Consider the following 24,898-nt stretch of genomic DNA (forward strand, 5'->3'; position numbering starts at 1 on the left):
GGTCGGACCCCTCGTCGAACGCGGGGTGCAGTGTCGGGAACCGGGGCGGCGACACCGGCACTCGACCGCCGTGCGTACGCAGGCAGAAGCGCAGGGTCGCCTAGAGTCGGCGGCCGCTGCGGCGTCGGCGCACGGCGATGACGCTCGGAGCGAGCGTCAGAGTAGCGGTGGCGGCCGAAGGCATGCCGCGACGATAGCGCGCTCGTCGCGGCATGCGCAAATCCGGTCCGTCATGCAGAGGCAGCAGATGCGAACGGTGCGGCGAAGAAGGCGAGCTCGTGGGCGCTCGACACCTCGAAGGCGCGCAGCATCCGATCCCGTGCGGCCGGGGCGGCGGTCGCCGCGGCCGCCGAGGCCAGGGCGATCGCCTGATCCGTCGCATCCTCGAACGCCGGGTCCGCGTATGTCGCGAGCCAGGACGCGTACGGATGCCGGGGATCCTGCGCGTTCTCGCCGAACTCCCCCGCGTGCAGCCGCTGCCCGAGATCGGTGTAGAGCCAGAAGCACGGCAGCACCGCGGCGACGAGCTCGGCGTAATCACCGCCGAACGCCACGGAGCGCAGGTGGTCGAGGTACGCGACGGTCGCCGGAGCGGGAGCGACGGAGAACATCGCCGCATCCACACCCTCACCCGGGGTCAGCCACGATGCATGCAGCTCGAGTTCGCCGATGATCGCCCCCTCGGCGGAGCGCGCCCAGAACGCCTGCTCGAGCGGAGTCGGAGCGAGGCGTGAGGCTTCGGCGAGCACACGGGCGTACTCACGGAGGTACAGGGCGTCCTGCGCGAGGTAGAACAGGAACGGCTCCCGGGCGAGAGTGCCGTCGGCCAAGCCGCGGATGAAGGGGAGGTCGTCGATCCCCGCCCTCACGTCGGCCGTCCGCGCCCACCACTCGGCGCGGATCTGCTCCGGCGTCGGTCTCGTATCGAGCCCGCCGCGCTCCCACAGACCCGAGAAGTGGCTGACCGGTCCGTGACCACGTCCGACGCGCAGCGCCGCGCTCTCGCGCAGTGCCTCACGCAGCCATGCCCGGGTCGAGGCGACGGCATCGACGGCCGTCTCGCCGCGAGCCAGAAGTGTGGCCAGCGCCGACGAGAGCGAGCACCCCGTGCCGTGGGTGTTCGCGGTGCGGATCCGACGGCCCGGGAACTCGCGCCGCACGCCCCGTGCAGCGTCCACGAGCGCATCGGGGACGTCGTCCCCGTCAAGGTGCCCGCCCTTGACGAGAACCGCCACCCCGGTCGCCGTCGACAGGTCTTCCGCTGCGGCGAGCGCGTCGCCCCATCCCGAGATCATCCGCCCGGCCAGCACGGCGAGCTCGCCGAGGTTGGGAGTCACGACGTGCGCACGCCGGAGCAGCTCGCGCAGTGCCGCCTCGGCATCCTGGTCGAGCAGCCGGTCGCCGCTGGTGGCGACCATGACGGGATCGAGGACGACGATCGGCGGCCGAACGGCATCGAGCCAGTCGGCGACAGTGCGGATGACATCGGCGTTCGCGAGCATCCCGATCTTGACCGCATCGACGACGATGTCGTCGGAGATCGCGTCGAGCTGCTCCCGCAGGAAGGTCGCGGGTGGCACGTGAACACCCCGCACGCCGGTGGTGTTCTGGGCGGTCAGCGCGGTGAGCGCAGCCATGCCGTAGCCGCCGTTCGCCGCGATCGACTTGAGGTCGGCCTGGATCCCCGCTCCGCCGGACGGGTCACTCCCGGCGATGCTGAGCACCCGCGGTGTACCCGCCGCGCGCCAGCGACGCACGAACGCCTCTGCGGTCTCGGCCGGGTCCGCGGCCGCGCACAGCGCCGAGACCACGGCGAGGCCGGCCGCCCCCGCAGCCCGCAGCCGCTCGGTGTCGTCGATGCCCACCCCTCCGATCGCCACGCACGGGAGCACGGTCGTCGCGACGAGGGCACGGAAGCCCTCGACGCCGAGGGCCGGCGGGTGGTCGGGTTTGGTGCTGGTGGGGCGGATGACGCCGACGCCCAGATAGTCGACTGTGCCGGGCGGCAGCGCGCGCACAGCCTCGAAGTGCTTCCGGCTGTTCGCCGTGAGGCCGATGAGCGCCTCGGCGCCGAGAGCTTCGCGCGCGCGCAGCACCGACGCATCCCCCTGCCCGAGATGCACGCCATCGACCCGCGCGCCCTGCTCCCGCGCGGCGAGGGCAGCGTCCAGGCGGTCGTTCACGACCAGCAGTGCACGACCGTCGATCACGCGGGAGAGCTCGACGAGCTGCGCCGTGGTCTCGGCATCCGTCGCCGTCTTGTCCCGCAGCTGCACGATCCGGACACCCCCGTCGACGGCACGACGGACGGTCTCGACGACACCGCGTTCCCCGCAGAGGTCCGGGTCGGTGACCAGATACAGCGAGAGATCCGCGATCACAGTGCACGCTCCTCGACGCGTGCCGCATCCGCGAGGTCGTGCGGCTGCAACGCGGCGAGTGCGTCGAGGAGTTCGACCGCGAAACTGCCGGGACCCGAAGCCCGTGCGGCGGCGTGCTCTGCGGCGATCGTGTAGACGAGGTTCGCGGAGGCGACGGCGGTCAGCGCATCTGTCCCGGCTGTGCGCGCGACCCCCAGGAACGCGGCCATGACGGCACCCAGTGCGCACCCGCCGCCGGTGACCCTGGTGAGCAGTTCGTCGCCGTTCGCGATCCGTATGACACGGCGACCGTCGGTGATCAGGTCCACCGGTCCCGAGACAGCGACGACGGAACCGTGACGGGCGGCGAGCGCGAGGGCGGCGTCGGAGGCGGCATCCGTGGTGTCGGTGGCATCGACCCCACGACCTCCGGCAGTGAGGCCTGCGAGGGCGAGGATCTCGGAGGCGTTCCCGCGGATCGCCGTCGGGCGGGAGGCGACGAGGTCGTGCGCGAGCGCGGTGCGCACGGGCAGGGAACCGATCGCGACCGGATCGAGCACCCAGAGAGTACCCGCGGCGGCGGCACCGGCGACGGCTTCGAGACTCGCGGCCCGCTGCTCGGGGGTCGGAGTCCCGAGGTTGATCAGCACGCCGGACGCGACGCCCGCGAAGGGACCCGCCTCGTCGACGATGTCGACCATCGCGGGTGCTGCCCCGAGAGCCAGCAGCACGTTGGCTGTGAAGCCCGTGACGACGGTGTTGGTGATGCAGTGGGTCAGCGGTGGTGACTCACGGAGCGCGGACAGCAGCTCGGCGGCCGAGGCCGCGAGGTTCGATTCGGATTCTGGACGCAGACGATCGCTCAATGCGACATCCCTTCGCTAGTACGAACTAGATCAGGTTCGACGGGTCTGTTCTCAGCCGCGGATGCGGCACCCCGTGTCACTGCTCGAAGTCTAGCGACGCCCCACGGTCATCCTCGTCGCTGCAGCAGCTCGAGTTCCTCGGCGCGGGTGAGGCCGGCGCGCCGGTCGCGGTCGATCCCTCGCTCCTGCTCGTCGGCGATGACGGCCGCGACGGTCTCGTCGAGCGGTCGCAGGGTGCCGCCTGCGGCGCGATACCGGGCGTTGGTGCGGGTCATGAAGCCGGTCATGTCGGCGGGCAGCCACAGGGGCAGCGAACGCTCCCCCGCCCAGTACTCGACGCCGTTCTCAATCAGCCATTCGTCATCGACCATCACCGTGTCGCCACGATGTCCGGTGCTCCGTCGCACGGTCGCGAGCACCTCGGCGAGCGGATGCCGGTCACCGATCGCGTTGACCACACCGATGGCGCGCGTGGTGGCGACGAACTCCGAGAGATCGTCGACGTCGATCACCTGCACGTCGCGCCCCTCGGTGCGCGGAAGCAGAACGGGTCCATCGACCGCGCGTGCGAAAGCCGCAGCCCAGTATCCGAAGCGATCGCTCGGGTCGCCTTCGCCGACGATCAGCCCGGGGCGCACGATCAGCGCTCGCTCGCCCAGCCCGCGCACGGCGTTCTCGGCCGCGACCTTCTGCGCGCCGTACTCGTACTCGTCACCGGGCTCCGCCGGCGAGTGCACGGCCGCCGTCTCATCGGCTCCCACCGCCGTGTCGTCGGAGTACACGGACATCGACGAGACGTAGGTCCAGCGGGCGGCCCGTTCCCCGAGCACGGCCACCGCCGCCTCGACGTGAGCGGCAGTCGACGAGATGTCGATCACGTGGTCCCAGTCCCGACCCGACACGGCATCGTACGCCGTGGGATCCTCCCGGTCGGCCAGCGCGAGGCTCGCTCCCTCGGGAGACGGACGTCCGCCCCGGGCGAGGCACATCACGGTCGCTCCGTTCACCAGCATCCGTCGGGCGATCCGGCTCGACAACCAGCCCGTTCCACCGAGGATCAGCACATCTGTCATGCACCCATGGCATCAGCATCCGTCTGTGAGGGGAAGTGCCTTCCGCTCACGGCGGATACCTGGTTCAGCGCGTGCGCAGGTCGGACAGCCCTGTCAGCTCCGGGACGGTCCACGAGGGATCCGGGCGCCACTCGCGCCATTCCTCGGCGAACGGCCAGTCTGCATCACGGAACGACTCGATCGCCGCGTCCGCGTGCCGCTCGATCTGCGCCGCCTGCTCGGATGTGAGGCGGCCTTGCTCGACGGCCGCGATCAGCTCGTCCTCGTCTTTCAGATGCACTCGACCGTCCGGCTCGATCTCCACGTCGAGGATGTGGTCGGACGAATAGGTGTCGTGGTCGGTGCGCAGATGCGCGTTCTCGAGGTTCACGTACCAGCCGGCGAAGTCCCAGTCCGAACCGCTCACGTCGCTCCAGAAGAGCCACACCGACCACGCGGCGCCTGCGGGGGCGATCCTCAGGATGCCGTTGCCCCACCACTCCTCCACGATTCGCGTCCGCGGCTCCAGCCATCGTCGATCGAGCGGAACCGTCCGGACGCGCTCGCCTGCAGGAGTGCCCTGCCCTTCCTGGAGGGTTCCGGGCGCGAGCCAGGCGACGAGGCCGTGCTCATCGTCGCGGACCACTCGCATGGGCGTGATCGTCGACGCGTCTCCGGGCTGCCAGCCCGGCTTCCGGTAGTGCCAGGCGATCTGATCGCCCGGTTCGAGGAAGGGCGCCTCGCCCATCGGTCGGACACCGTCGGGAACCGCCGCAGGCGTGCTGTGGGGAAGGATGCTCATCACGACACGCTACCTCGGGCGCCCGCGGGATTCGGGTCGGCTCGGCGGGGCGATCGCATCCGGATCCGACGCCGCGACCATCGCTTCGCGAACCGCTTGCCCTCGGGTGCGGCTCGCGAAGCGATGGGTCAGTCGCGCAGAGTCGCGCCGAAGCGCTCGGCCGTGACAGCGACGCCCGCGAGCTTCGCCTCCGTCGCCTCCGCCGCGGTCAGCGTGCGGTCGTCCGCGCGGAACCGCAGCGCGAAGGTGAGACTCTTCTGCCCCTCGGCGACACCGTCGCCGCGGTAGTCGTCGACGAGTCGGATCGCCTCGAGGAGAGCGCCGGCGCCTTCTTCGAGTGCGGCACGGACGGCGCCCGCGGGCACATCGGCGCCCAGCACCAGCGACACATCCTGCGTCGCCGCCGGGAAGGTCGACAGTGACGCGGCGACAGCACGGCCTCCCCCGAGAGAGAGGATGCCGTCGAGGTCGATCTCGAGCACGGTCGCGCGACCCGGCAGGTCGGCGCCCGCTGCGACGTCGGGGTGAAGCTCTCCGACGTATCCGACCTCGACGTCGCCGACCACGAGTACGCCGGTGCGGCCGGGGTGCAGTGCCGCGCGTTCGCTCTGCGCCACATCGATGTCCACGCCGGCAGCAGCCGCGATGACACGAGCGGCGTCCAGCGCCTCCGACAGTCCGGACGGCTCGGCGGGGCGGCCGGGCTGTCGTGCGACGATGTTGCCCGTGAACAGTGCCGCGACGTGGCGGTGCTGCGGCGGGATCGACGCGTTCAGCGCGGCGAGGGTCTCGTCCGACGGACGGACGCCGAGCGGCGGAACCTCATCGGTGCCGTACTCGACACCGGGCTCGGGCAGGAACACGACTCCGGTCTCGAACAGCGCGAGGTCGGTGAGGCCGCGCGAGATGTTGCGGTGCGCGGTCTGCAGCAGCCCGGGGATGAGCGAGCGACGCAGGAACGGAGCGGAGCCGTCGAGCGGGTTCGCGAGCCGGATGCTGGGCAGGTGCTCTCCCGACGCCGAACCGTGCAGGTCGTTCTCGGCCTCGGTGGTGAAGGGGAACGAGGGCGTCTCGACGAGCCCCGCAGCCGCCAGTGCGTCGGCGACGCGACGGCGCCCCTGCTGGTGCGGCGTCAGGCCACGGCCGGAGGGAGGCGTCGGCAGCACCGACGGAATGCGGTCGAGGCCGTGGATGCGCGCCACTTCTTCAGCGAGCGACCACTTGTCGGTGAGGTCGGGGCGCCAGGTCGGCGGGATCACGGTCCAGCCGGCATCCGCCTCGGTGACCTCGGCGCCGATCGTCGTGAGCGCACCGACGATCTCGTCGTCGGAGTAGTCGACGCCGATGAGCCCCTGCACGAATCCTCTCGGCAGCTCGATGTCGGCGACGAAGACCTCGGCGAACAGCGCGCCGCCCTCTTCGGTGAGCGTGCCCCCGGCGAACTCCACCATCAGGTCGGCGGCCCGACGAGCGGCGACGAAGGGAACGAGCGGGTCGACGCCCCGCTCGAAGCGCTTTGACGCCTCGCTCGGGAGCTTGTGCCGACGTGCGGTGCGAGCGATCGTCACGGGGTCGAACGTCGCCGCCTCGATCAGCACATTGTGCGTGGTGTCGCTCATCTCGGTGGTGCCGCCGCCCATCACGCCGGCAAGACCGATCGGTCCCGACCCATCGGTGATGAGCAGGTCCTCGACATGGAGCTTTCGCTCCTGGCCGTCGAGAGTCGTCATCTTCTCGCCAGGGGTCGCGCGGCGCACCGTGATGCCACCGGCGAGCTTGTCGAGGTCGTATCCGTGCAGCGGCTGGCCGAGCTCGAGCATCACGTAGTTGGTGATGTCGATCAGGATGCCGAGCGAGCGCATGCCGGCGAGCGACAGGCGCGCGATCATCCACGGCGGGGTCGGGCGCGACGGGTCGACATCGCGGACGACACGGGTGACGAACTCGCTCGCGCCGACGCGGCCGCGCACGGGGGCGGCGTCGTCGACGATCGCGGTGTGACCGGTTCCGGGCTGGAGCTCGGCGAAGTCTCGCTCCGCCGGGTCGCGGAATGTCGCTCCGGTGGCATGCGAGTATTCGCGCGCGACGCCGCGGAGCGAGAACGCGTACCCGCGGTCGGGCGTCACGTTGATCTCGACCGCGACATCGTCGAGACCGAGCAGGCTGATCGCGTCGGTGCCCACCGGGGCGTCGATTCCGAGATCGGCGAGCACGAGGATGCCGTTGTGCTCGTCGCCCAGACCCAGTTCACGCGCCGAGGCGATCATGCCGTCGGACACATGACCATAGGTCTTGCGTGCGGCGATCGGGAACGGCCCGGGCAGCACAGCACCGGGCAGGGTCACCACGACCTTGTCGCCGGCGACGAAGTTGTGCGCTCCGCAGACGATCCCGCGGATGCCGCCGTTCGCCTCGCCGACGTCGACCTGGCACCAGTTGATCGTCTTGCCGTTCGACTGGGGCTCGCCCTCGAGGGAGACCACCTGTCCGACCACCACGGGACCCGAGATCTCGAAGCGGTGGATGTCCTCTTCCTCGAATCCGACGGTGACCATCGCCGCCAGAACGTCCTCGGGCGTCGCATCCGCTGCCAGATCGACGTATTCACGCAGCCACGAAAGCGGGACGCGCATCACACCACCATCCCGTACTGCTCGCTGAAACGGACATCGCCCTCTGCCATGTCCCGCATGTCCTGCACATCACTGCGGAACATGAGTCCGCGCTCCACCCCCATGCCGAACGCGAAGCCGCTGTACACGTCGGGGTCGATCCCGGCCGCGCGGAGCACGTTCGGGTTGATCATGCCGCAGCCGCCCCACTCGATCCATCGGGCGCCGCCCTTGAAGGTCGGGTGCCACAGGTCGAGCTCGGCGGACGGCTCGGTGAAAGGGAAGAAGTTCGTGCGGAAGCGCGTCTTCGCCTCCGGCCCGAAGAGCTGGCGCGCGACATGGTCGAGCGTGCCCTTGAGGTGCGCCATCGAGATGCCCTTGTCGACGACCAGGCCTTCGAACTGCGTGAAGACGGGGAGGTGCGTCGCATCGAACTCGTCGGTGCGGTAGACGCGACCGGGGCAGAGCACGTAGATCGGCACGTCGCGCTCCAGCATCGAGCGCACCTGCACGGGGCTCGTGTGCGTGCGCATCACGAGGTGCCGCGAGGGCGGGTCGACGTAGAAGGTGTCCTGCTCCTGGCGAGCGGGGTGGTCGACGTCGAAGTTCAGGGCGTCGAAGTTGAACCACTCGTGCTCGAGCTCAGGCCCTTCCGCGATCTCCCAGCCCATGCCGACGAAGATGTCGGAGATCTGCTCGCTGAGCAGGGTCAGCGGATGCCGAGCACCGACGCGCGTGCGGGAAGGAACAGCGGTGATGTCGATGCGCTCGGATTCGAGACGCGCGGCGACCTCGGCGGCGGCCAGCTCCTCCTCCTTCGCGGCGAGGGCCTTGGTGACCTGGCCGCGCCCCTGGCCGACGAGCTTGCCGAAGGCCGCTTTGTTCTCAGGAGCCACCTGCCGCATCGAGGCGTTCAGGACGGCGAGCGGAGAGCCGTCAGCGACGTGAGCGGCTCTCGCCGCCTTCAGCTCGGTGGTATCGGCTGCTGCGGCGATCGCTTCGAGCGCGGCCGCGACGGCGGCTTCGACCGCTTCCGGGGTGATTTCGGGAGACTCAGACACGAGACAGGAGTCTACCGGGGCCGTGGACTGCTCCTACCTCAGTGCCAGGGTCAGAGCGGGCCGAACATCGGCACCGCGGTTCGGGGCACCCAGGTGACCCGATCGCGCTCGAGCGCCGCCGCGAGTTGCTGGTCTCGTTTCACCTCGCGGCGCAGCGTCTGCCGTCCCCGACCGATGATCGCGGCCGGGATCACGAACGCCGAGACGAGCACGAGTGCGACGCCGGCGTCGAGCACGAGGAGCGGCACCGGATCGACCGAGGAGACGATCCCGGGGATCAGGAAGACGTTGATCGCACCGAAGAGGCTCGCCGCGGCGACGAGGCCGCCTCCGAGCGAGCCGGCGCCCCGAGTCGTGTACGACGTGCCGGGCTTCGGCAGCCAGCGTCTCACGCGTGCGAGGAACAGACCGGAAGCGGCGGCGATGAGGCCGCCGACGATCATCGTCGGCACATACGCGGATGCCGGGGCGCCTACCGCCAGCAGGACCGCACCGAGGACCACGGCTGACGAGCCGATCGCCAGGAACGATGCCCACATGCCTCGACGCATCGCTCGTGCATCGGCGATCTCACGCAGCCGGGACCGCCACTCCGACCCATGCAACGCGGCCAGATCGGCATCCAGCCACTCCGCGAGCGTTCGGCTCGTCGCAGACGGATAGGCGGAGACGGGTTCGACTTTCACGGCCACAAGCCTGTCAGACGATCAGATCGCGCCGCCCCCGCCCGCGGTGCCATCCAGACCGCTGCCGCGACGCTGCAGAGTTATGAGCTCGGTGTCGGTGCCATCTCCGTGCTGACGGGGGTCTGCCGCCGCTTGGATCGCCTTGACCTTCGGCGAACGACGGGTGCTGATCTCCACCCACTTCGCGATGCCCGAGAGGATGAGGCACATGATGATGTAGATGCCGCCGATGACGAAGGCGGACTGCAGGATCGGGCGACCCTGCTGCGACGTCAGCTGCTTCGCGTAGTACAGCAGCTCGGGGTAGGTGATGATGAATCCGAGCGCGGTGTCCTTCATCGTCACGACCAGCTGGGCGACGATCACCGGGAGCATCGCCCGGATCGCCTGCGGCAGCAGGATGAGACGCATGACGCCGCTCTTGCGGAGTCCGATCGCGTAACCGGCCTCTTTCTGCCCTCGGGGCAGGGACTCGATACCGGCCCGGAGCACTTCTGCGAGCACGGAGCCGTTGTATGCCATCAGCGCGATGACGACCGCCCAATACGGGTCCATCTTGATGCCGACCACGGGAAGCCCGTAATAGAGCAGCATCATGAAGACGAGCACCGGCACGGCACGGAACAGCTCGGTGATCGCAGTCACCGGGATCCGTACCCAGGCGTGCTCCGAGAGGCGCCCGATCGCGAGCACGAACCCGACGACGATGCTGAGCACCGCCGCCAGGGCGAACGCGGCGAGCGTGTTGCCCAGCGCCTTGAAGATGCCCATCCAGACGTTGGAGAACGTGAACACGAACCACTTCTCAGCCGAGAACTGCCCCGTCTCCACCATCCGAAGGACGATGAAGCCGACAGCGACCAGGACGAGGACGATGGTGGCGACCGCGATGACCCGGTTGCGGGCGATCGCCCGGGGTCCGGGGACGTCGTACAGTACAGAGCTCATCGCGCGATCCTCCATCGGTTCTCGAGATATCGCTGCAGCCAGCTCAACAGCAGCACCAGGGCGACGAACACCACCGCGACCCAGAGGAGGACCTCCATAGGGTTGCCGGGGCGGTCGGCCGAGTCGTTGATCGTCGACCGCAGCGCCGCGAGCTCGGCGACCGAGAATCCGGCTGCGACGGTCGTGTTCTTGAGCAGAGCGATGAAGACGCTCATCATCGGCGGAACCACCGATCGGAAGGCCTGCGGGAGGATCACAAGGCCCATCACCTGGCCGAAAGGCAGCCCGATCGCTCGAGCGGCCTCAGCCTGGCCGACCGGCACCGTGTTGATTCCGGCTCTCAGCACCTCGGCGACATACGTCGCCGTGTAGATGCCGATGGCGAGGATGCCGAGCACGAGGTTCGACAGATCGGGAAGCCCGAGTTGCGGGTAACCGAAGATGAAGAAGAAGAAGACGAGGGTGAGCGGGGTGTTGCGCACGGTGTTCACGTACACCGTGCCGACGCCGCGCGCGATGGGCACCGGGGAGACACGCATCGCCCCGACGATGAGGCCCAGGATCAGCGCGATGATCCCGCCGGCGAAGAACACGATCAGCGTGTTGCTGATCGCCTGTCCCCACAGGTCGAGGTTGCCGAAGATGACGTCCACGCCACCCTCCCTTCTTCAGAATGGGTGGGCGGCCCTCCCGAGGAGGGCCGCCCATGTCGATCAGTACGCGTCGACCTCGGGCTGCTCGACCTCGATGCCGCTGGAACCGAGGTTCGCGTCGAAGATCGCCTGCCAGATGTCGCCGTTGTCGGTGAAGAGCTCGTTGATGTGCGTGCGCAGCGCGTCGTCGCCCTTCGTGAGGCCGACACCGTAGCGCTCCTCGGTGAAGAGGCCGCCGGTGACCTTCACGTCGTCCGGGTACTGCGCTGCGTAGCCGATCAGGATCGCCTGGTCGGTGGTCACCGCGTCGACCTTGCCGTCGATGAGGTCCTGGACGCACGCGGAGTACAGGTCGTACTCCTGCGTCTTGATCTCGGGGAAGTTCGCCTTGATGTTCTGGATCGGCGTCGAGCCGGTCGCAGAGCAGACGGTCTTGCCGTTGAAGTCCTCGAGCGCCTCGGCGTCGTCAGCATCAGCGGCGACCAGGAGTCCCTGGCCGGTGATGAAGTACGGACCGGCGAAGTCGATGAGTTCCTTGCGCTTGTCGTTGATCGAATAGGTGCCGACGTAGTAGTCGATGTCACCGTTCGTGATCGCCTGCTCGCGGTTCGCCGAAGCGATCGGCTTGAACTCGATCTTGTCCTCGTCGTAGCCGAGCGAGGCGGCGATCCAGCGGGCGATGTCGACGTCGAAGCCGGTGCGCTCCCCCGTCGTCACGTCGAGGTAGCCGAGACCTGGCTGGTCCTCCTTGACGCCGACGACGACCTTGTCGCGCTCCTGGATGGCGTCGAACGTCGGGCTGCCCTCGAGCTGGACGTCCTCGGCGACCTCGAACCAGGTGGAGTCCTCGCCCTCGTCGCCGCCGGTTCCGGCGCCGGGGTCGGACGGGCTGCCGCTGTTGCAGGCGGTCAGCGCGAACAGTGCCACCGTCGCGATCCCGATTCCTGCCAGTGTGCGTGTGCGTCGCATGTGCGTCTCCTTCGTGTGCTGTGTGTGCAAAGGTCTGTGAAGCTCGTCAGTGCGTGAGGAGCTTGGAGAGGAAGTCCTTGGCGCGGTCGCTCTTCGGGTGGGTGAAGAACTCCTCGGGGGTCGCCTCTTCGACGATCTTCCCGTCCGCCATGAACACGACTCGGTTGGCGGCCTTGCGCGCGAAACCCATCTCGTGGGTGACGACGATCATCGTCATGCCGTCGCGGGCCAGCTCGACCATGACGTCGAGGACCTCGTTGATCATCTCGGGATCGAGCGCGCTGGTCGGCTCGTCGAAGAGCATGACCTTGGGCTGCATGGCGAGCGCACGGGCGATCGCGACGCGCTGCTGCTGTCCGCCCGAGAGCTGGGCGGGGAGCTTGGACGCCTGCTGGGCGACGCCGACGCGCTCGAGCAGCATCATCGCCTCCTTGTCGGCATCGGCCTTCTTCATGCCGCGGACCTTGATCGGGCCGAGCGTGACGTTCTCGAGGATCGTGAGGTGCGCGAAGAGGTTGAACGACTGGAACACCATGCCGACGTCGGCTCGCAGGTTCGCGAGCCCCTTGCCCTCAGCCGGCAGCGCCTTGCCGTCGATGCTGATCGTGCCGCTCGTGATCGTCTCGAGCCGGTTGATCGTGCGACACAGCGTCGACTTGCCGGAGCCGGAGGGGCCGATCACCACGACCACCTCGCCGGCGTTCACGGTGAGGTCGATATCCGTGAGTGCCTGGAAGTCGCCATAGTGCTTCTGGACGTTGTCGACCACGACGAGAGGCTTACCAGAGGTCATCATTTCTCCAAACTAGCCAGGTCGATCACGTGGCTCCACATTGATGCGTCGACATTTACACGTTCGTAACCACGCGAAGGGGCCGAATCAGCCCGAACGCCGGAGTGCCCCACGGTCCGCCCCCGCGGACCGTGGGGGCGTCCCTGCTGCTCCGTTCCTCCCCCGAGTAGAACGTGGCAGCAAGCCTCCGACCGGATCCGATCGCACGACGATCCCCGAGAATGACCGCGAGCGCGCCCGAGTGAAGGGCGTGGGCTCTGTGGCATCTGAATTCTCCGTCGAATCGTGCGCGATCGACCCCCAGATTGGCAGAGCGGCATGCCGGCATGACACTTCTTGAGGATTTCTTGAGGCCTCAGTCGCGCTGGTCTCGGTAGTACTCGATCGCGCCGGGGTGCAGGTCGACCGGCCCGGTGAAGATCGCCTGCCTGCGGTCGAGCAGCGAAGCGACCGGCACCCGCTGTGCGATCTCCGTGCGGGCGTCGAAGAGGCTCGTGAGCACGTCTCGCACGACGCCGTCCGGAGTGTCGGACGAGGTGACCAGATAGTTCGGGACCGCCATCGTCGGCACCGACTCGTCGAGTCCGTAGAGGCCCACAGGGAAGTCGGACGGACGGTACGCGTCGGAGTAGCGCGTGTTGATCGCAGTGACCCAGCTCTGCTCCACCGGCACCAGGCGCACGGGGGCCGTCTTCGCCAGTTCGGCGATGCCGGGCGTCGGGATGCCGCCCACCCAGAAGAATCCGTCGATGCTCGATCCCTCGAGCGCACTGATCGACTCGCTGAGGTCGAGCTGGGGATCCTCGATCGACGTGATGTCGACCTCTGCAGCATCCAGGGCTCGTGCGGCGATGACGTTGACGCCGGAGTTCTCCGCGCCGAGCGACACGGTCTTCCCTGCGAGGTCTCCGAGTTCGACGATGTCCGAATCGGCGCGCACGACCACGTGGAGGTACTCGTCATACAGGCGCGCGACGGCCTGCACCGGCAGCGCCTCGTCGAAGGCCCCGGCACCCGCGACCGCGTCTGCCGCGGCATCCCCCTGCGCGAAGCCGAGGAGCGCCTCCCCTGAGCTCACTCGCACGAGGTTGTCGACCGACCCGGCGGTCTCGGCCACGGCCGCGCTGACGCCCAGCGACTCCGAGAGCTCGCGAGCGACTTCCGCACCGTAGGCGTAGTACACCCCGTTCGATCCCCCTCCGGCGATCTCGTACTGAGAGTCGCCCCATTCGGCCGATCGAGCACTGCAGGCGCTGCTCGTGCCCGCGAGCACGAGCACCGCCGCCGCGGCCGCGATCCTGCGACAGCGAGCGCCGCGCATGCCGTGCCGGCTCATTCCGCCGCTCCGTCCGGCAGCAGCAGTGAGACCAGCAGTCCGCCGTCCTCCGGTGTGTCGACCCTCAGCTCCCCGCCGATCGCCTCCAGGAGGTCGGTCGCGATCGCGAGGCCGAGGCCGGAACCGGGCACCCCGCCGCTGTCGTCACTCCGCCAGAATCGATCGGCGGCGTTCGCGGCCTGTTCCCGTGTGAGGCCTGGGCCGTGATCGCGGACGGTCAGCGCGCACAGTCCGTCGCCGCGGTGCGATCCGATCTCGACCACGGAGTCGGGGGGAGAGAATTTCACCGCGTTGTCGATGACAGCATCGAGCGCGCTCTCGACGATCGTACGATCGGTGATGCTCATCACCGGGTCGACCCCGATCGGGACGGTCCGGATCCCCCGGTGGGACGCCACCTGGCTCCAGGCATCGGCGCGTCTGGCCGCGAGCGTCGTGAGGTCGACAGCCGAGATCGTGGTGTCTGAGCGTCCGCCTCGCGCGAGTCCGAGGAGCGTCTCGAGGATGCGCGCCATGCGGCGCCCTTCCTCCCTGGTCTCCTCGATGTCGTCCTTCCAGTCGTCGTCCAAGCCGGTCGAGAGGTGCTCGACACGCAGCAGAAGGGCATTGAGGGGATTGCGGAGCTCATGCGAGGCGTTCAGAGCGAACTCCTGCTGCCGCGTCATGACGCGCTCGATCTCATCCGCCATGCCGTTGAAGACGCGGGTCATCCGGCGCAGCTCCGGTGGACCGGTGTCCTCTGCGACCCTGGCGTCCATCTCGCCGCGCTCGATCGCGATCATCGCCTCATCGAGACGGCGCACCGGAGAGAGCACCCACCGAGCAAGCTGGAACACGAGCAGCACCCCCAGCCCGATCGACACCGTCGACACCGCCGTCAGCACGAGGATCTGGCGCAGGATCTCGGTCCTCGGCGCCTCGACGTCTGCGGAGAGCATGACAGCGCCGATGACGTCGCCGTCATCGAAGACCGGCTCGACGAGGGAGGACTCCGCCGCGATCCAGGGGAACACCGGTTCAGGAGCTTCAGCACGCCGCCCGGAAAGAGCGAGGCCGACTCGTGCGGCGTCGTCGTCGGGCAGCACCTCGGCCGTGTCCGTTCCCGACGCCCACACGCCGCCGGCGAGATCGAACACGACGACGTCGATCCCGTACACCTCGTGGAAGCGCCTCACCTCAGCGTCGATCACCGTCGCGCTCCCCGACCGCAGCGCCTGTCGCGCGCTCGTCACGAAGTACCCGAGGTCTCCGAGCTGCTCGGTGTAGAACGCCTGCTGGATGCTGCGGGTCGCACTCCACGCCGTCGCACCGCCGAGCGACAGCAGGATCGCGACGAGAGGCACGAGGAACACGACGACCAGACGTCTGCGCATCGACGGCTACCCAGCCAGCCGGTAGCCGACACCGCGCACGGTCTCGATCAGGTGTCGACGGCCCGCCTTCTTGCGGATCGCCCCGACATGCACCTCGAGAGAGTGTCCGAACCCGCGCCAGTCGGTGTTCCACACCTCACGGATGAGTCTCTCCTTCGGCACGGCCACGCCGGGGTATCGGGCGAGCACGGCGACGATGTCGAATTCCTTGCGGGTGAGCTCGATCGGAGCCCCGTCGATGAGCACCTGCCGGCCTACGAGGTCGATCTCCACATCGCCGTCCTGCAGCCGCACACGCGCCTCGGACTCCGGTCGCACCGGTCGCGAACGGCGGGTGACGGCCTCGATGCGAGCCAGGAGCTCGTGCACGTCGTACGGCTTGATGACGAAGTCGTCAGCTCCGGCCCGCAATCCCCTGATGCGTTCCGTGACCTGGTTCCGTGCTGTCACGATGACGATCGGCACCTCCGAGCGACCGCGGATCCGGCGGCAGAGATCGATGCCGTCGACGTCGGGCAGACCGAGATCGAGAAGCACCACCTCGGTGTCCGCACCCAGCTGCTGGAGGGCGGATGCGCCGTCCGCCGCGCGCACGGTCGCGTATCCCGATCGGGCGAGGAACGCCTCGAGTGCAGCGGCGACGCGCTCGTCGTCCTCCACGATCAGAATCTGCATCGACCCTGGGTCCCCTTCTCCGCTCGAGCAGGCATAAACCTACCAGCAGAGCGAAAGCCCGCCTGGCCGGCCGCGATCAGGCCGAGGTTGCCGCCCGCTGTGCGAACGCGCTCTCGTAGAGGCAGACACTCGCCGCAGTGGCCAGATTCAGCGACTCTGCTCGGCCGAAGATCGGCAGCTTCAGCACCTGATCGGCCTGGGCGAGCGCATCATCCTCAAGTCCGCGCGCCTCGTTGCCGAACAGCCACGCCGTCGGCTCGGCGAGGACTCCGTCGGCTCGTGCGCGAAGAAGGTCGTCGCCCTTCACATCGGCAGCGAGGATGCGGAGACCTGCGGCGTGCGCCTTCTCGACCACATCCGCGAGCTCGGCACCCACCGACACGGGCAGGTGGAACAGCGACCCTGTCGTGGCACGCACGACCTTCGGGTTGTAAGGGTCGACCGTGCGTCCGGTGAGCACGACGGCGTCGGCCCCCGCGGCATCGGCGGCCCTGATGATCGTCCCGAGGTTTCCCGGGTCTCTGATCTCCTCGCAGATCGCCACGAGACGCGGAGAGCCCGCGAAGATGTCGCGCACGGAGGTGGGCGCCTGCCGGACGACGGCGACGAGTCCCTGCGGCGTGACCGTGTCGGCCATCGCGTTCAGCACGTACTCGGTCACGTACTCGACATCGATGCCGGCATCCGTTGCCTTCGCGCGGATGTCCGGGTGCTTCTCCCAGCCTGTCGGCGTCGCGAACAGCTCGACTATCGCCTCAGGGCTGTAGATCAGCGCCTCTCGAACCGCCTGAGGCCCTTCGAGGAGGTACAGCCCTGTCTCCGCTCGCGCGCTGCGCTTGGTCAGCTTGGCGACGGCACGGACTCGGGGCGAACGGGGGTTCTCCAGCACGTTCACAGTCTAGAGAACGGCAGAGCCGTTCCTGCGCAAACGCCGGGCGAACGACAGAGGACGCCCTCCCGAAGGAGAGCGTCCTCTGTGGTGAAGAGCTGCTTACGCAGCGGACTTCGGAGCGTTGACGTCAGAGGGCAGAGCCTTCTTCGCCGTCTCGACCAGCGTCGTGAAGGTCGCTGCGTCGTTGACCGCGAGGTCGGCGAGCATACGACGGTCGACAGTGACACCCGCGAGACCGAGGCCCTGGATGAAGCGGTTGTACGTGATGCCGTTCTGGCGTGCAGCGGCGTTGATGCGCTGGATCCAGAGACGACGGAAGTCGCCCTTGCGCTTGCGACGGTCACGGTACGAGTAGACCAGCGAGTGGATGACCTGCTCTTTGGCCTTGCGGTACAGGCGCGAACGCTGACCGCGGTAACCCTTTGCGCGCTCGAGGATGACCCGGCGCTTCTTGTGGGCGTTTACCGCCCGCTTGACTCTTGCCATTTTCCTGTGTTCCTATTCGTGCGTCGGGCGCGTCAGCGGCCGAGAAGCTTCTTGGCCGTCTTGGTGTCGGCCTTCGAGAGCACCTGGTCCTGGTTCAGACGACGGGTGCGCCGGCTCGACTTGTGCTCGAGGTTGTGGCGCATGCCGGCCTGCTGCTTCTTCAGCTTGCCGCTGCCGGTGATCTTGAAGCGCTTCTTAGCACCCGAGTGGGTCTTCTGCTTCGGCATCTTCTCTTCCTTCGTATGGCGCCTTCTCAGGCGACGGTGTCAACCCGCGGTGCGGGAGTCTGGGGGCGGGAGTTACTCCGCTGCGGCCTCGGCCGGTGCGTCAGTGTCGCTCTTGGCTTCGCGGGCGGCCTGCTTGTTCGCTGCGCGCTGCGCGTCGCGAACCGCGTTCTGCTCCTGCTTGGCCTCGGACTTGCTCTTGAGCGGAGCCACGATCATGACCATGTTGCGACCGTCGATGGTCGGGTTCGACTCGACGGTTCCGAGCTCGGCGACATCCTCGGCGAACTTGCGGAGGAGGCGGACGCCCTGCTCGGGCCGCGACTGCTCGCGACCGCGGAACAGGATCATTGCCTTGACCTTGTCACCGGCCTTGAGGAAGCCCTCGGCGCGCTTGAGCTTGGTCGTGTAGTCGTGCGCCTCGATCTTCAGGCGGAAGCGAACCTCCTTGAGGATGGTGTTCGCCTGGTTGCGGCGAGCTTCCTTCTCCTTCTGGGCGGCTTCGTACTTGAACTTGCCGTAGTCCATGATCTTGACCACGGGCGGCTTCGAGTTCGGTGCGACCTCGACGAGGTCGAGGTCGGCTTCCTGCGCAAGGCGCAGCGCCGCCTCGATGCGGACGACGCCGATCTGCTCACCCGCGGGACCGACGAGGCGGACCTCGGGGACGCGGATGCGCTCATTGGTGCGGGGATCGCTGATGCGTAACTCCTTAGACGATGGGATTCAGCCACCAGGACGCAGTCAGCATCCCGGGCGAAATCAGAATCGTCCCCCACCCACCGGCATTCAGACGCCGGCTCCGCACCCTGCCTGCCGGATGAGTCTGACGACGCGATCCGGTGGAGTGCAAGACCCGGTAGCCTGGAACGGCAAGCGCGGGTGGGAAGTGAATCCTCTTTCGTACCGGAGCATGACGCTCCGGAGCCCGACACAGTCTAACAGAAGGCAAGGCGAAGTGACGAACCAGGCATCGGATGAGGCTGCACGCGAGCGCGAAGAGCGCTGGGCACGACAGGAGGAGGCTGCGTCCTCCGCCACTCGGGACATCGCAGATGTGCCTGCGGTCGAGGTCATCACGACCGCGGCCGTGCATCTCATGAGCGCAGGGGCGGTCAAGCTCGGGCTCGCCGACGACCCCCACGCGGCAGAACAGCTCGACCTCGACGAGGCCCGCAAGCTGATCAACGCTCTCGCCGGTCTCATCACCGCCGGAGCGCCCGAGATCAGCGACATGCACGCGCGTTCGCTGCGTGACGGACTCCGCTCGCTGCAGCTCGCGTTCCGCGAGGCCTCGACCATCCCCGACCCGATCGGCAAGGGGCCGGGCGAGAAGTGGACCGGGCCGGTCAACTAGCGACTCCGCACGGCTGGGGCCGGCCGGCGACATCGCCGAGCCGGTCAGGCCGAGCGGCGCAGCTTCACCGTGAGCGAGTCCGCGAGCACGGCGATGCGGTCATCTGCCGCCCACCGCTGCGCGAGACGCGCGAGGACCGAATCGAGCACTCCGCGCTCGAGTCCGTCGACCAGCTCCAGGACGACGATCAGCTCCGGGCCCCGCAGACGGGCATCGGGGTCGCCCGCTGCGACAGCCACGTCGATCACGGCGAGCTCGTGTGCGACGCTCTCCTGCAGGGCGACGAACACCTCGGGAGAGAGGAAACTCGGCTCCCAGCGATGCCCCTGCGCGATCGCCCACACGGCCGGACGACGGAAGACGAACTCCGTGTCGGACGTAGGATCCAGCACGATGAGGTCCGTGTCCTCTGCGGATGCTGCGAGTGCGGCGCGCGTAGCTTCGACCGGGATCGGTCGGGCTGTGGCGTCCCAGCGCTGCATCGCCTCGACGGACGAGAACACCGGCTGCACCCGACGACCGTCCGGCGCGGCGACGGTCACGATGGAGAGCTCCTGCGTCTTGTCGACCGAGAGACCGTTCGGGGCGACGCCCTCCTCTCCCTTCTCGGCGATGAGTGGGATCAGCACCCGGGCCGTGCGGAAGGCGTCCACGACCTCCGTCTGAGCGCCCTCCCCCGCACGGAAGCGCAGAAGGGCGTCGAGAAGCGCGGGGTCGGCGGAGCCATCGTCCGCCGCATGAGGATTCGGCTCGAAGCTGCGCCCCTCCCAGGGCACCCCCGCTGAGTCGCCCTGCTCCGGCGCGCCGTGGCCCTGCGAGCCGTGGCCGCAGGCGTCGTCAGTCTCCTGCGACATCCAGAGCCTCAGCCAGCGTGAAGGCGCCGGCGTAGAGCGCTTTGCCCACGATCGCACCTTCGACGCCCAGCGGCACCAGCTCGCGGAGCGCGGCGATGTCGTCGAGGCTCGAGATGCCCCCGGAAGCCACGACGGGCTTCGGAGTGCGTGCAGTGACCTCGCGGAGAAGCTCGAGGTTCGGGCCCTTGAGGGTTCCGTCCTTGGTGACGTCGGTCACGACGTAACGGCTGCAGCCGGCATCCTCGAGGCGCTCGAGCACCTCCCAGAGGTCGCCGCCCTCCTTCGTCCAGCCGCGCGCGGCAAGCGTCGTGCCGCGGACGTCGAGGCCGACGGCGATCGCCTCGCCGAAGCGGCCGATCACATCGGCGGCCCACTCGGGGTTCTCCAGCGCGGCCGTGCCGAGGTTGATCCGGGTCGCTCCGCTCTCGAGAGCCGCCTCGAGCGTCGCGTCGTCTCGGATGCCTCCCGACAGCTCGACGCTGACGTTCTTGAACTGCTTGATGACCTTGCGCAGGATCGGGGCGTTGCTGCCGCGACCGAAGGCCGCATCGAGGTCGACGAGGTGGATCCACTTCGCGCCCTGCTCGACCCACTCCCCCGCAGCGTCCAGCGGGTCGCCGTAGCTGGTCTCGGTGCCGGCTTCACCCTGGGTGAGACGGACTGCCTTACCCCCGGCGACATCGACGGCGGGAAGCAGAGTGAGAGAAGGTGACTGCGCGAAGTCGTTCATGACATCCTCAGGTGAGATGGATAGCCGATTCACCGGCACGAGAATCGACACTAGCCCGCGCATCCGCCCGCTCCAAAACGATGACGGCTGAGAACATCGTGTGCCACGCGGTAGCCTCGATGACGCCCCTGTTCGGTCGGTGAGGAGATGTTGCATGGTGCGCGATGCGGAAGCGCGAGGAGGCAGACCCCTGCGGCGCGGGAATTCGCTGCCTCCCGAGACTCCGGATGAGAGCGCACAGCTGCCGGTCACGCCAGACGCGGTGCCCGTCGACGAACGGCCCCGGGCGGTGACCGGAGACGAACCATCGATCCCGCCCGTGCCGGGCACACGCGCAGCAGCAGCGGCCGCGTGGGCGGCAGCCTCCGCCGCGACTCCGCCGACCGGCGCTCCACGACCGGCCAGCCCCTCGGCTCCTGTCTCCCGCCCGCCCACAGCACCGGCAGCACCGGCCGCACCGGCCGCACCCTCGACTCCCCGCCCTTCTTCCGCCGCGTGGTCGGAGCCGCCGGCCACCGTCGTTCCGGGCGCCGGCGCCCCTGACGCCACTGCCGCGCCACATCCTGCGCCGAGAACCGCGAACCCGGCTCCGGCCCCGCTCCCGAGCATCCCGCCTGCGACGGCGCCCGTGAGCACCGCACCGCAGAACCAGGCCCCCGGTGTGCCGCCCACCCCGCCGCTGCCACTCTCGACCACCGTGGCTCCGTCGGCTCCGAACGCCGCCGCCGCCGAGTCGGCGTCCTCGGCATCATCGCGTCGCCAGCAGCGTGAGCAAGGCGTGGGACGCCGTTCCTTCCTGCAGGAAGAGCGCCGCGAAGAGCCCGCGCGTCAGGGCGGACGAGGGTTGCTCAATCGCGTCGGATTCTCCCTCGGACCGAACGCCCGCGAGCGAGCCGTCCGGGACGACGAGCACGCGGTGAGCCGTCACTGGCCGGGGCCCCGCACGGTCGCGGTCGTCAACGGTAAAGGCGGGGCAGGCAAGACGCCGGCCACCGTGCTGCTGTCAGCGGTCTTCGCTCAATACGGCGGAGCCGGGGTGCTGGCCTGGGACAACAACCAGACGCGCGGCACGCTCGGCTGGCGCACCGAGACCGGGTCTCATGACCGCACGCTGCTCGAGCTCCTCCCCCAGACGCAGCGTCTGCTGGGAGCTCAGGGACAGTCCGCGGATCTCGCGCACTTCGTGCACCACCAGCCGCAGGAGAAGTACGACGTCCTGCGGTCGAAGCCGATCCGACTCGCGCACGAGAATCGACTCCGTCCCACTGATGTCGACTCCATCCACGCCATCGCGGCCAAGTTCTACCGTCTGATCATCATCGACTCCGGCAACGACGAATCCGACCCCATGTGGTTGCGGATGATCGACCTCGCCGACCAGATCGTCGTCGCGACGACGACGCGGGATGACCACGCCGAGGCCGGTGCTCTGCTGCTGGAGGCGCTTGAGGACCGCGATGAGCGATCGGCGCGGCTTGCCCGAGAGTCAGTGGTCGTCGTCAGCCAGGCGGATCCGAAGGCATCCCCCGCAGAGGTCACGGATGTCATCGCGGGCTACCAGCCCCTCGCGCGCGAAGTCGTCGGAATCCCCTTCGACCGGGAGATGGTCGACGGCCACCTTCGTCTCCGGGCACTCGCGGCGCCGACGCAGCGATCCTGGCTCTCGGCCGCCGCCGCAGTCGCACGCGGTTTCTGAGCGGCGCGCGACAGCTGATCGCCGATCGCGGCGTCACCTGTCGCGCGCTCGACCCATCGGAACGGAGTGTTCTGGTGCGCCCGTCAGGCTCGCAGGCTGTCGACCCAGTTGCGGAGCAGCTGGATTCCGGCCTCCCCCGACTTCTCGGGGTGGAACTGGGTCGCCGAGAGCGGCCCGTTCTCGACGGCGGCGAGAAACGGATCCCCGTACGTCGACCACGTGAGCACCGGCTGCGGGAACGGCGGAATGACGTCGAGCTCCCACGACTGCGCGGCGTACGAGTGGACGAAGTAGAAGCGCTCGTTCTCGATGCCCTTGAAGAGCACGGAATCAGCTCCGGGCTCGACCGTGTTCCATCCCATGTGCGGCAGCACAGGCGCGTTCAGCTCGGTGACAGCGCCGGGCCACTCGCCGAGGCCCTCGGAGTCGTGTCCTCGTTCGACACCATGAGTGAAGAGAACCTGCATCCCCACGCAGATGCCGAGAACGGGGCGCCCTCCTGCGAGGCGGCGGTCGATGATCTCGTCGCCACCGTGCGCGAAGAGCGCATCCCGGACAGCTTGGAATGCACCGACACCGGGCACCACGAGACCGTCCGCCTCGAGCGCCTCTTTGCGATCGCGCGTCAGCACCGCGTCAGCACCCGCTGCGACGAGAGCCTTCACTGCGGAGTGGACGTTGCCGGATTCGTAGTCGAAGACGGCGACCCTGGGTGCCGAACTCACAGCGCGCCCTTCGTCGACGGGATGCCGTCGACCAGCGGATCGAGCGCCTTGGCCTGACGGAATGCCCGAGCGAACGCCTTGTACTCGGCTTCGGCGATGTGGTGGGGATCGCGGCCCCCGAGCACGCGCACGTGCACCGTCAGCCCTGCGTTGAAAGTGACCGCCTCGAAGGAGTGGCGCACCAGCGACCCGGTGAAGTGGCCGCCGATCAGGTGGTGCTCAAAGCCCGCCGGCTCCCCGGTGTGAACGAGGTACGGGCGGCCCGAGATGTCGACGACCGCCTGCGCGAGCGCCTCGTCGAGCGGCACGAGCGCGTCGCCGTAGCGGGAGATACCGGACTTGTCGCCCAGTGCTTCGAGGATCGCCTGGCCGAGCACGATCGAGACGTCTTCCACCGTGTGGTGCGCATCGATGTGGGTGTCGCCCGAAGCGCGGACGGTGAGGTCCGTCAGCGAGTGCTTCGCGAACGCCGTCAGCATGTGATCGAAGAACGGCACCGACGTGTCGATACGGCTTGCACCGCTGCCGTCGAGGTTCAGTTCCAGCTCGACGGTGGACTCCGATGTGCTGCGCACACGCGTGGCGGTGCGCGGGTTCTGGGCGGGGGTGCTCATGAAGCCGATCCTATCGAGGCGAGAGCATCGAGGAACGCGGTGGTCTCGGCCTCGGTGCCCGCTGTGACGCGGAGGTGACCGGGGATCCCGACGTCGCGGATGAGGACTCCCCGCTCATAGAGCTGCTGCCAGACCTTCGCGGGCTCTGCGACCCCGCCGAACAGGACGAAGTTCGACCAGGATTCGTGCGGCGTGTAGCCGAGGGCTTCGAGCGTCGCAGAGAGGCGGTCGCGCTGCTCGACGATCTCCTCGACCATGCCCAGCATCACGCCGGAGTTCCGCAGTGCCGCCACCGCCGCCGCCTGAGTCAGAGCGCTGAGGTGATAAGGCAGACGCACGAGCCGCAGAGCGTCGATGAACGCAGGATCGGCCGCGAGATAGCCCACGCGCGCACCCGCGAACGCGAACGCCTTGCTCATGGTGCGCGACACCGCGAGACGAGGGCGCCCATCGAGCAGAGTGAGAGCGGATGCCGCCTCGCGCGGTGCGAACTCCTGGTACGCCTCGTCTACGACCACGACCCCCGTCGATGCCTCGTACACAGCCTCGACCACGTCGAGGCCGAGAGGCGTGCCCGTCGGATTGTTCGGGGAGCACAGGAGGATGACATCGGGGTCGACGTCCCTGACCTGCGCCGCCGCCTCTTCGGGAGTGATCGTGTAGTCGGGCTGCCTGGTGCCGGCCACCCAGCGCGCTCCGGTCCCCTTCGCGATCAGCGGGTACATCGAGTACGTCGGACTGAAGCTGAACGCGGTACGACCCGGCCCCCCGAAAGCCTGGAGGATGTGCTGCAGGACCTCGTTCGACCCGTTGCCCGCCCAGATCTGCTCGGCCTCGAGCCCGTGGCCGAGATACTCGGCAAAGCCCTCGCGCAGAGTGGTGAACTCGCGGTCGGGATAGCGGTTGACGTCGCGGAGGGCGACCGCGATGTCGTCGAGGATGTCGCTCGCTACGGCGTCCGGAACCGGATGCGTGTTCTCATTGACGTTCAGTGCGATGGGGAGAGGCGCTTGAGGCGCTCCGTATGGCGTGAGCCCCCGGAGGTCGTCGCGAAGCGGCAGGTCGTCGAGTGATGCAGTCACCCTTCCCATGGTAGGCCGCCTTCGCTCTGTGGACGCCCGTGGCACCCGAGTA

Annotated in this window: 25 protein-coding genes and 1 riboswitch; of the genes, 2 read left to right on the plus strand and 23 right to left on the minus strand. The window is 68.5% G+C overall.

Features of this window, described 5'->3' with window-relative positions; genetic code table 11:
* Positions 1-230 precede the first annotated feature (230 nt).
* The 18 genes from ACIP5T_RS14510 to infC all read right to left on the minus strand — a co-directional run bounded on the left by ACIP5T_RS14510 (position 231) and on the right by infC (position 18,514).
* The gene (locus ACIP5T_RS14510) at positions 231-2,381 is read right to left on the minus strand and encodes a bifunctional hydroxymethylpyrimidine kinase/phosphomethylpyrimidine kinase (RefSeq protein ID WP_400864846.1); all 2,151 of its coding nucleotides are present in this window, start codon (positions 2,379-2,381) and stop codon (positions 231-233) included.
* Complete coding sequence (gene thiM, locus ACIP5T_RS14515; RefSeq protein ID WP_400864849.1) at positions 2,378-3,226, minus strand: hydroxyethylthiazole kinase; 849 nt, start codon at positions 3,224-3,226, stop codon at positions 2,378-2,380. Before thiM ends, ACIP5T_RS14510 begins: the two co-directional genes overlap by 4 nt.
* Positions 3,217-3,310: riboswitch (TPP riboswitch) on the minus strand. (Overlaps the previous gene by 10 nt.)
* 23 nt (positions 3,311-3,333) lie before the next feature.
* The gene (locus ACIP5T_RS14520; protein ID WP_400864852.1) at positions 3,334-4,299 is read right to left on the minus strand and encodes an NAD-dependent epimerase/dehydratase family protein; all 966 of its coding nucleotides are present in this window, start codon (positions 4,297-4,299) and stop codon (positions 3,334-3,336) included.
* A gap of 64 nt (positions 4,300-4,363) precedes the next feature.
* Positions 4,364-5,080, minus strand: coding sequence for a DUF402 domain-containing protein (locus tag ACIP5T_RS14525; protein ID WP_400864856.1), 717 nt, complete (start codon positions 5,078-5,080; stop codon positions 4,364-4,366).
* A 128-nt stretch (positions 5,081-5,208) separates the two neighbouring features.
* Positions 5,209-7,713, minus strand: coding sequence for a phenylalanine--tRNA ligase subunit beta (pheT, locus tag ACIP5T_RS14530; protein ID WP_400864859.1), 2,505 nt, complete (start codon positions 7,711-7,713; stop codon positions 5,209-5,211).
* A complete protein-coding gene (gene pheS / locus ACIP5T_RS14535; protein WP_400864862.1) occupies positions 7,713-8,753 on the minus strand; it encodes a phenylalanine--tRNA ligase subunit alpha in 1,041 nt (346 codons plus the stop codon). The genes pheT and pheS overlap by 1 nt, the downstream gene beginning before the upstream one ends.
* Before the next feature lie 50 nt (positions 8,754-8,803).
* Positions 8,804-9,439, minus strand: coding sequence for a hypothetical protein (locus ACIP5T_RS14540; protein ID WP_400864865.1), 636 nt, complete (start codon positions 9,437-9,439; stop codon positions 8,804-8,806).
* A 21-nt stretch (positions 9,440-9,460) separates the two neighbouring features.
* A complete protein-coding gene (locus ACIP5T_RS14545; protein WP_400864868.1) occupies positions 9,461-10,387 on the minus strand; it encodes an amino acid ABC transporter permease in 927 nt (308 codons plus the stop codon).
* The gene (locus ACIP5T_RS14550; RefSeq protein ID WP_042536554.1) at positions 10,384-11,040 is read right to left on the minus strand and encodes an amino acid ABC transporter permease; all 657 of its coding nucleotides are present in this window, start codon (positions 11,038-11,040) and stop codon (positions 10,384-10,386) included. The genes ACIP5T_RS14545 and ACIP5T_RS14550 overlap by 4 nt, the downstream gene beginning before the upstream one ends.
* Positions 11,041-11,100: 60 nt before the next feature.
* A complete protein-coding gene (locus ACIP5T_RS14555) occupies positions 11,101-12,009 on the minus strand; it encodes a glutamate ABC transporter substrate-binding protein (RefSeq protein WP_042536552.1) in 909 nt (302 codons plus the stop codon).
* Positions 12,010-12,055: 46 nt separating this feature from the next.
* The gene (locus ACIP5T_RS14560; RefSeq protein ID WP_400864873.1) at positions 12,056-12,805 is read right to left on the minus strand and encodes an amino acid ABC transporter ATP-binding protein; all 750 of its coding nucleotides are present in this window, start codon (positions 12,803-12,805) and stop codon (positions 12,056-12,058) included.
* Positions 12,806-13,157: 352 nt separating this feature from the next.
* Positions 13,158-14,138, minus strand: coding sequence for a TAXI family TRAP transporter solute-binding subunit (locus ACIP5T_RS14565; protein WP_400864876.1), 981 nt, complete (start codon positions 14,136-14,138; stop codon positions 13,158-13,160).
* Positions 14,135-15,511 carry a sensor histidine kinase gene (locus ACIP5T_RS14570; protein ID WP_400864879.1) on the minus strand — a complete coding sequence of 459 codons (1,377 nt, stop codon included), beginning with the start codon at positions 15,509-15,511 and terminating at the stop codon, positions 14,135-14,137. The genes ACIP5T_RS14565 and ACIP5T_RS14570 overlap by 4 nt, the downstream gene beginning before the upstream one ends.
* A 6-nt stretch (positions 15,512-15,517) precedes the next feature.
* Positions 15,518-16,186, minus strand: coding sequence for a response regulator transcription factor (locus tag ACIP5T_RS14575; RefSeq protein ID WP_400864882.1), 669 nt, complete (start codon positions 16,184-16,186; stop codon positions 15,518-15,520).
* A gap of 76 nt (positions 16,187-16,262) precedes the next feature.
* Positions 16,263-17,075, minus strand: coding sequence for a TrmH family RNA methyltransferase (locus tag ACIP5T_RS14580; protein ID WP_400864885.1), 813 nt, complete (start codon positions 17,073-17,075; stop codon positions 16,263-16,265).
* Between the two features lie 102 nt (positions 17,076-17,177).
* Positions 17,178-17,564 (minus strand): 50S ribosomal protein L20, encoded by a 387-nt coding sequence (gene rplT, locus ACIP5T_RS14585; RefSeq protein ID WP_029262486.1) that lies wholly within the window; start codon positions 17,562-17,564, stop codon positions 17,178-17,180.
* A 32-nt stretch (positions 17,565-17,596) separates the two neighbouring features.
* Positions 17,597-17,791 (minus strand): 50S ribosomal protein L35, encoded by a 195-nt coding sequence (rpmI, locus tag ACIP5T_RS14590; protein ID WP_036278714.1) that lies wholly within the window; start codon positions 17,789-17,791, stop codon positions 17,597-17,599.
* A gap of 72 nt (positions 17,792-17,863) precedes the next feature.
* Complete coding sequence (gene infC, locus ACIP5T_RS14595; protein WP_079113185.1) at positions 17,864-18,514, minus strand: translation initiation factor IF-3; 651 nt, start codon at positions 18,512-18,514, stop codon at positions 17,864-17,866.
* 232 nt (positions 18,515-18,746) lie between these two features.
* Between infC and ACIP5T_RS14600 the strand changes: the two genes are divergently transcribed.
* Positions 18,747-19,145, plus strand: a complete 399-nt coding sequence (locus ACIP5T_RS14600; protein ID WP_400864888.1) for a DUF1844 domain-containing protein — start codon at positions 18,747-18,749, stop codon at positions 19,143-19,145.
* A gap of 44 nt (positions 19,146-19,189) precedes the next feature.
* On the opposite strand, the gene ACIP5T_RS14605 is transcribed toward ACIP5T_RS14600, so the two are convergent.
* Together ACIP5T_RS14605 and priA are read right to left on the minus strand one after the other, a co-directional pair.
* Positions 19,190-19,999 carry an SseB family protein gene (locus tag ACIP5T_RS14605; RefSeq protein WP_400864891.1) on the minus strand — a complete coding sequence of 270 codons (810 nt, stop codon included), beginning with the start codon at positions 19,997-19,999 and terminating at the stop codon, positions 19,190-19,192.
* Complete coding sequence (gene priA / locus ACIP5T_RS14610; protein ID WP_400864894.1) at positions 19,983-20,729, minus strand: bifunctional 1-(5-phosphoribosyl)-5-((5-phosphoribosylamino)methylideneamino)imidazole-4-carboxamide isomerase/phosphoribosylanthranilate isomerase PriA; 747 nt, start codon at positions 20,727-20,729, stop codon at positions 19,983-19,985. The genes ACIP5T_RS14605 and priA overlap by 17 nt, the downstream gene beginning before the upstream one ends.
* Before the next feature lie 628 nt (positions 20,730-21,357).
* Here priA and ACIP5T_RS14615 point away from each other — a divergent pair.
* The gene (locus ACIP5T_RS14615) at positions 21,358-22,425 is read left to right on the plus strand and encodes an AAA family ATPase (RefSeq protein WP_400864897.1); all 1,068 of its coding nucleotides are present in this window, start codon (positions 21,358-21,360) and stop codon (positions 22,423-22,425) included.
* An 83-nt stretch (positions 22,426-22,508) separates the two neighbouring features.
* On the opposite strand, the gene hisH is transcribed toward ACIP5T_RS14615, so the two are convergent.
* From hisH to ACIP5T_RS14630, 3 genes are read right to left on the minus strand one after another with little or no spacing between them, the layout of a single operon-like run.
* On the minus strand, positions 22,509-23,150 hold the full coding sequence (gene hisH, locus ACIP5T_RS14620) for an imidazole glycerol phosphate synthase subunit HisH (RefSeq protein ID WP_400864900.1): 642 nt from the start codon (positions 23,148-23,150) through the stop codon (positions 22,509-22,511).
* On the minus strand, positions 23,147-23,764 hold the full coding sequence (hisB, locus tag ACIP5T_RS14625) for an imidazoleglycerol-phosphate dehydratase HisB (RefSeq protein WP_400864903.1): 618 nt from the start codon (positions 23,762-23,764) through the stop codon (positions 23,147-23,149). Before hisB ends, hisH begins: the two co-directional genes overlap by 4 nt.
* Positions 23,761-24,855: a histidinol-phosphate transaminase gene (locus ACIP5T_RS14630; protein ID WP_400864906.1), complete on the minus strand. Its 1,095-nt coding sequence runs from the start codon at positions 24,853-24,855 to the stop codon at positions 23,761-23,763. The genes hisB and ACIP5T_RS14630 overlap by 4 nt, the downstream gene beginning before the upstream one ends.
* Between the last annotated feature and the right edge of the window lie 43 nt (positions 24,856-24,898).

The organism is Microbacterium sp. NPDC088619 (genome assembly GCF_044752825.1).
Lineage (GTDB): Bacteria > Actinomycetota > Actinomycetes > Actinomycetales > Microbacteriaceae > Microbacterium.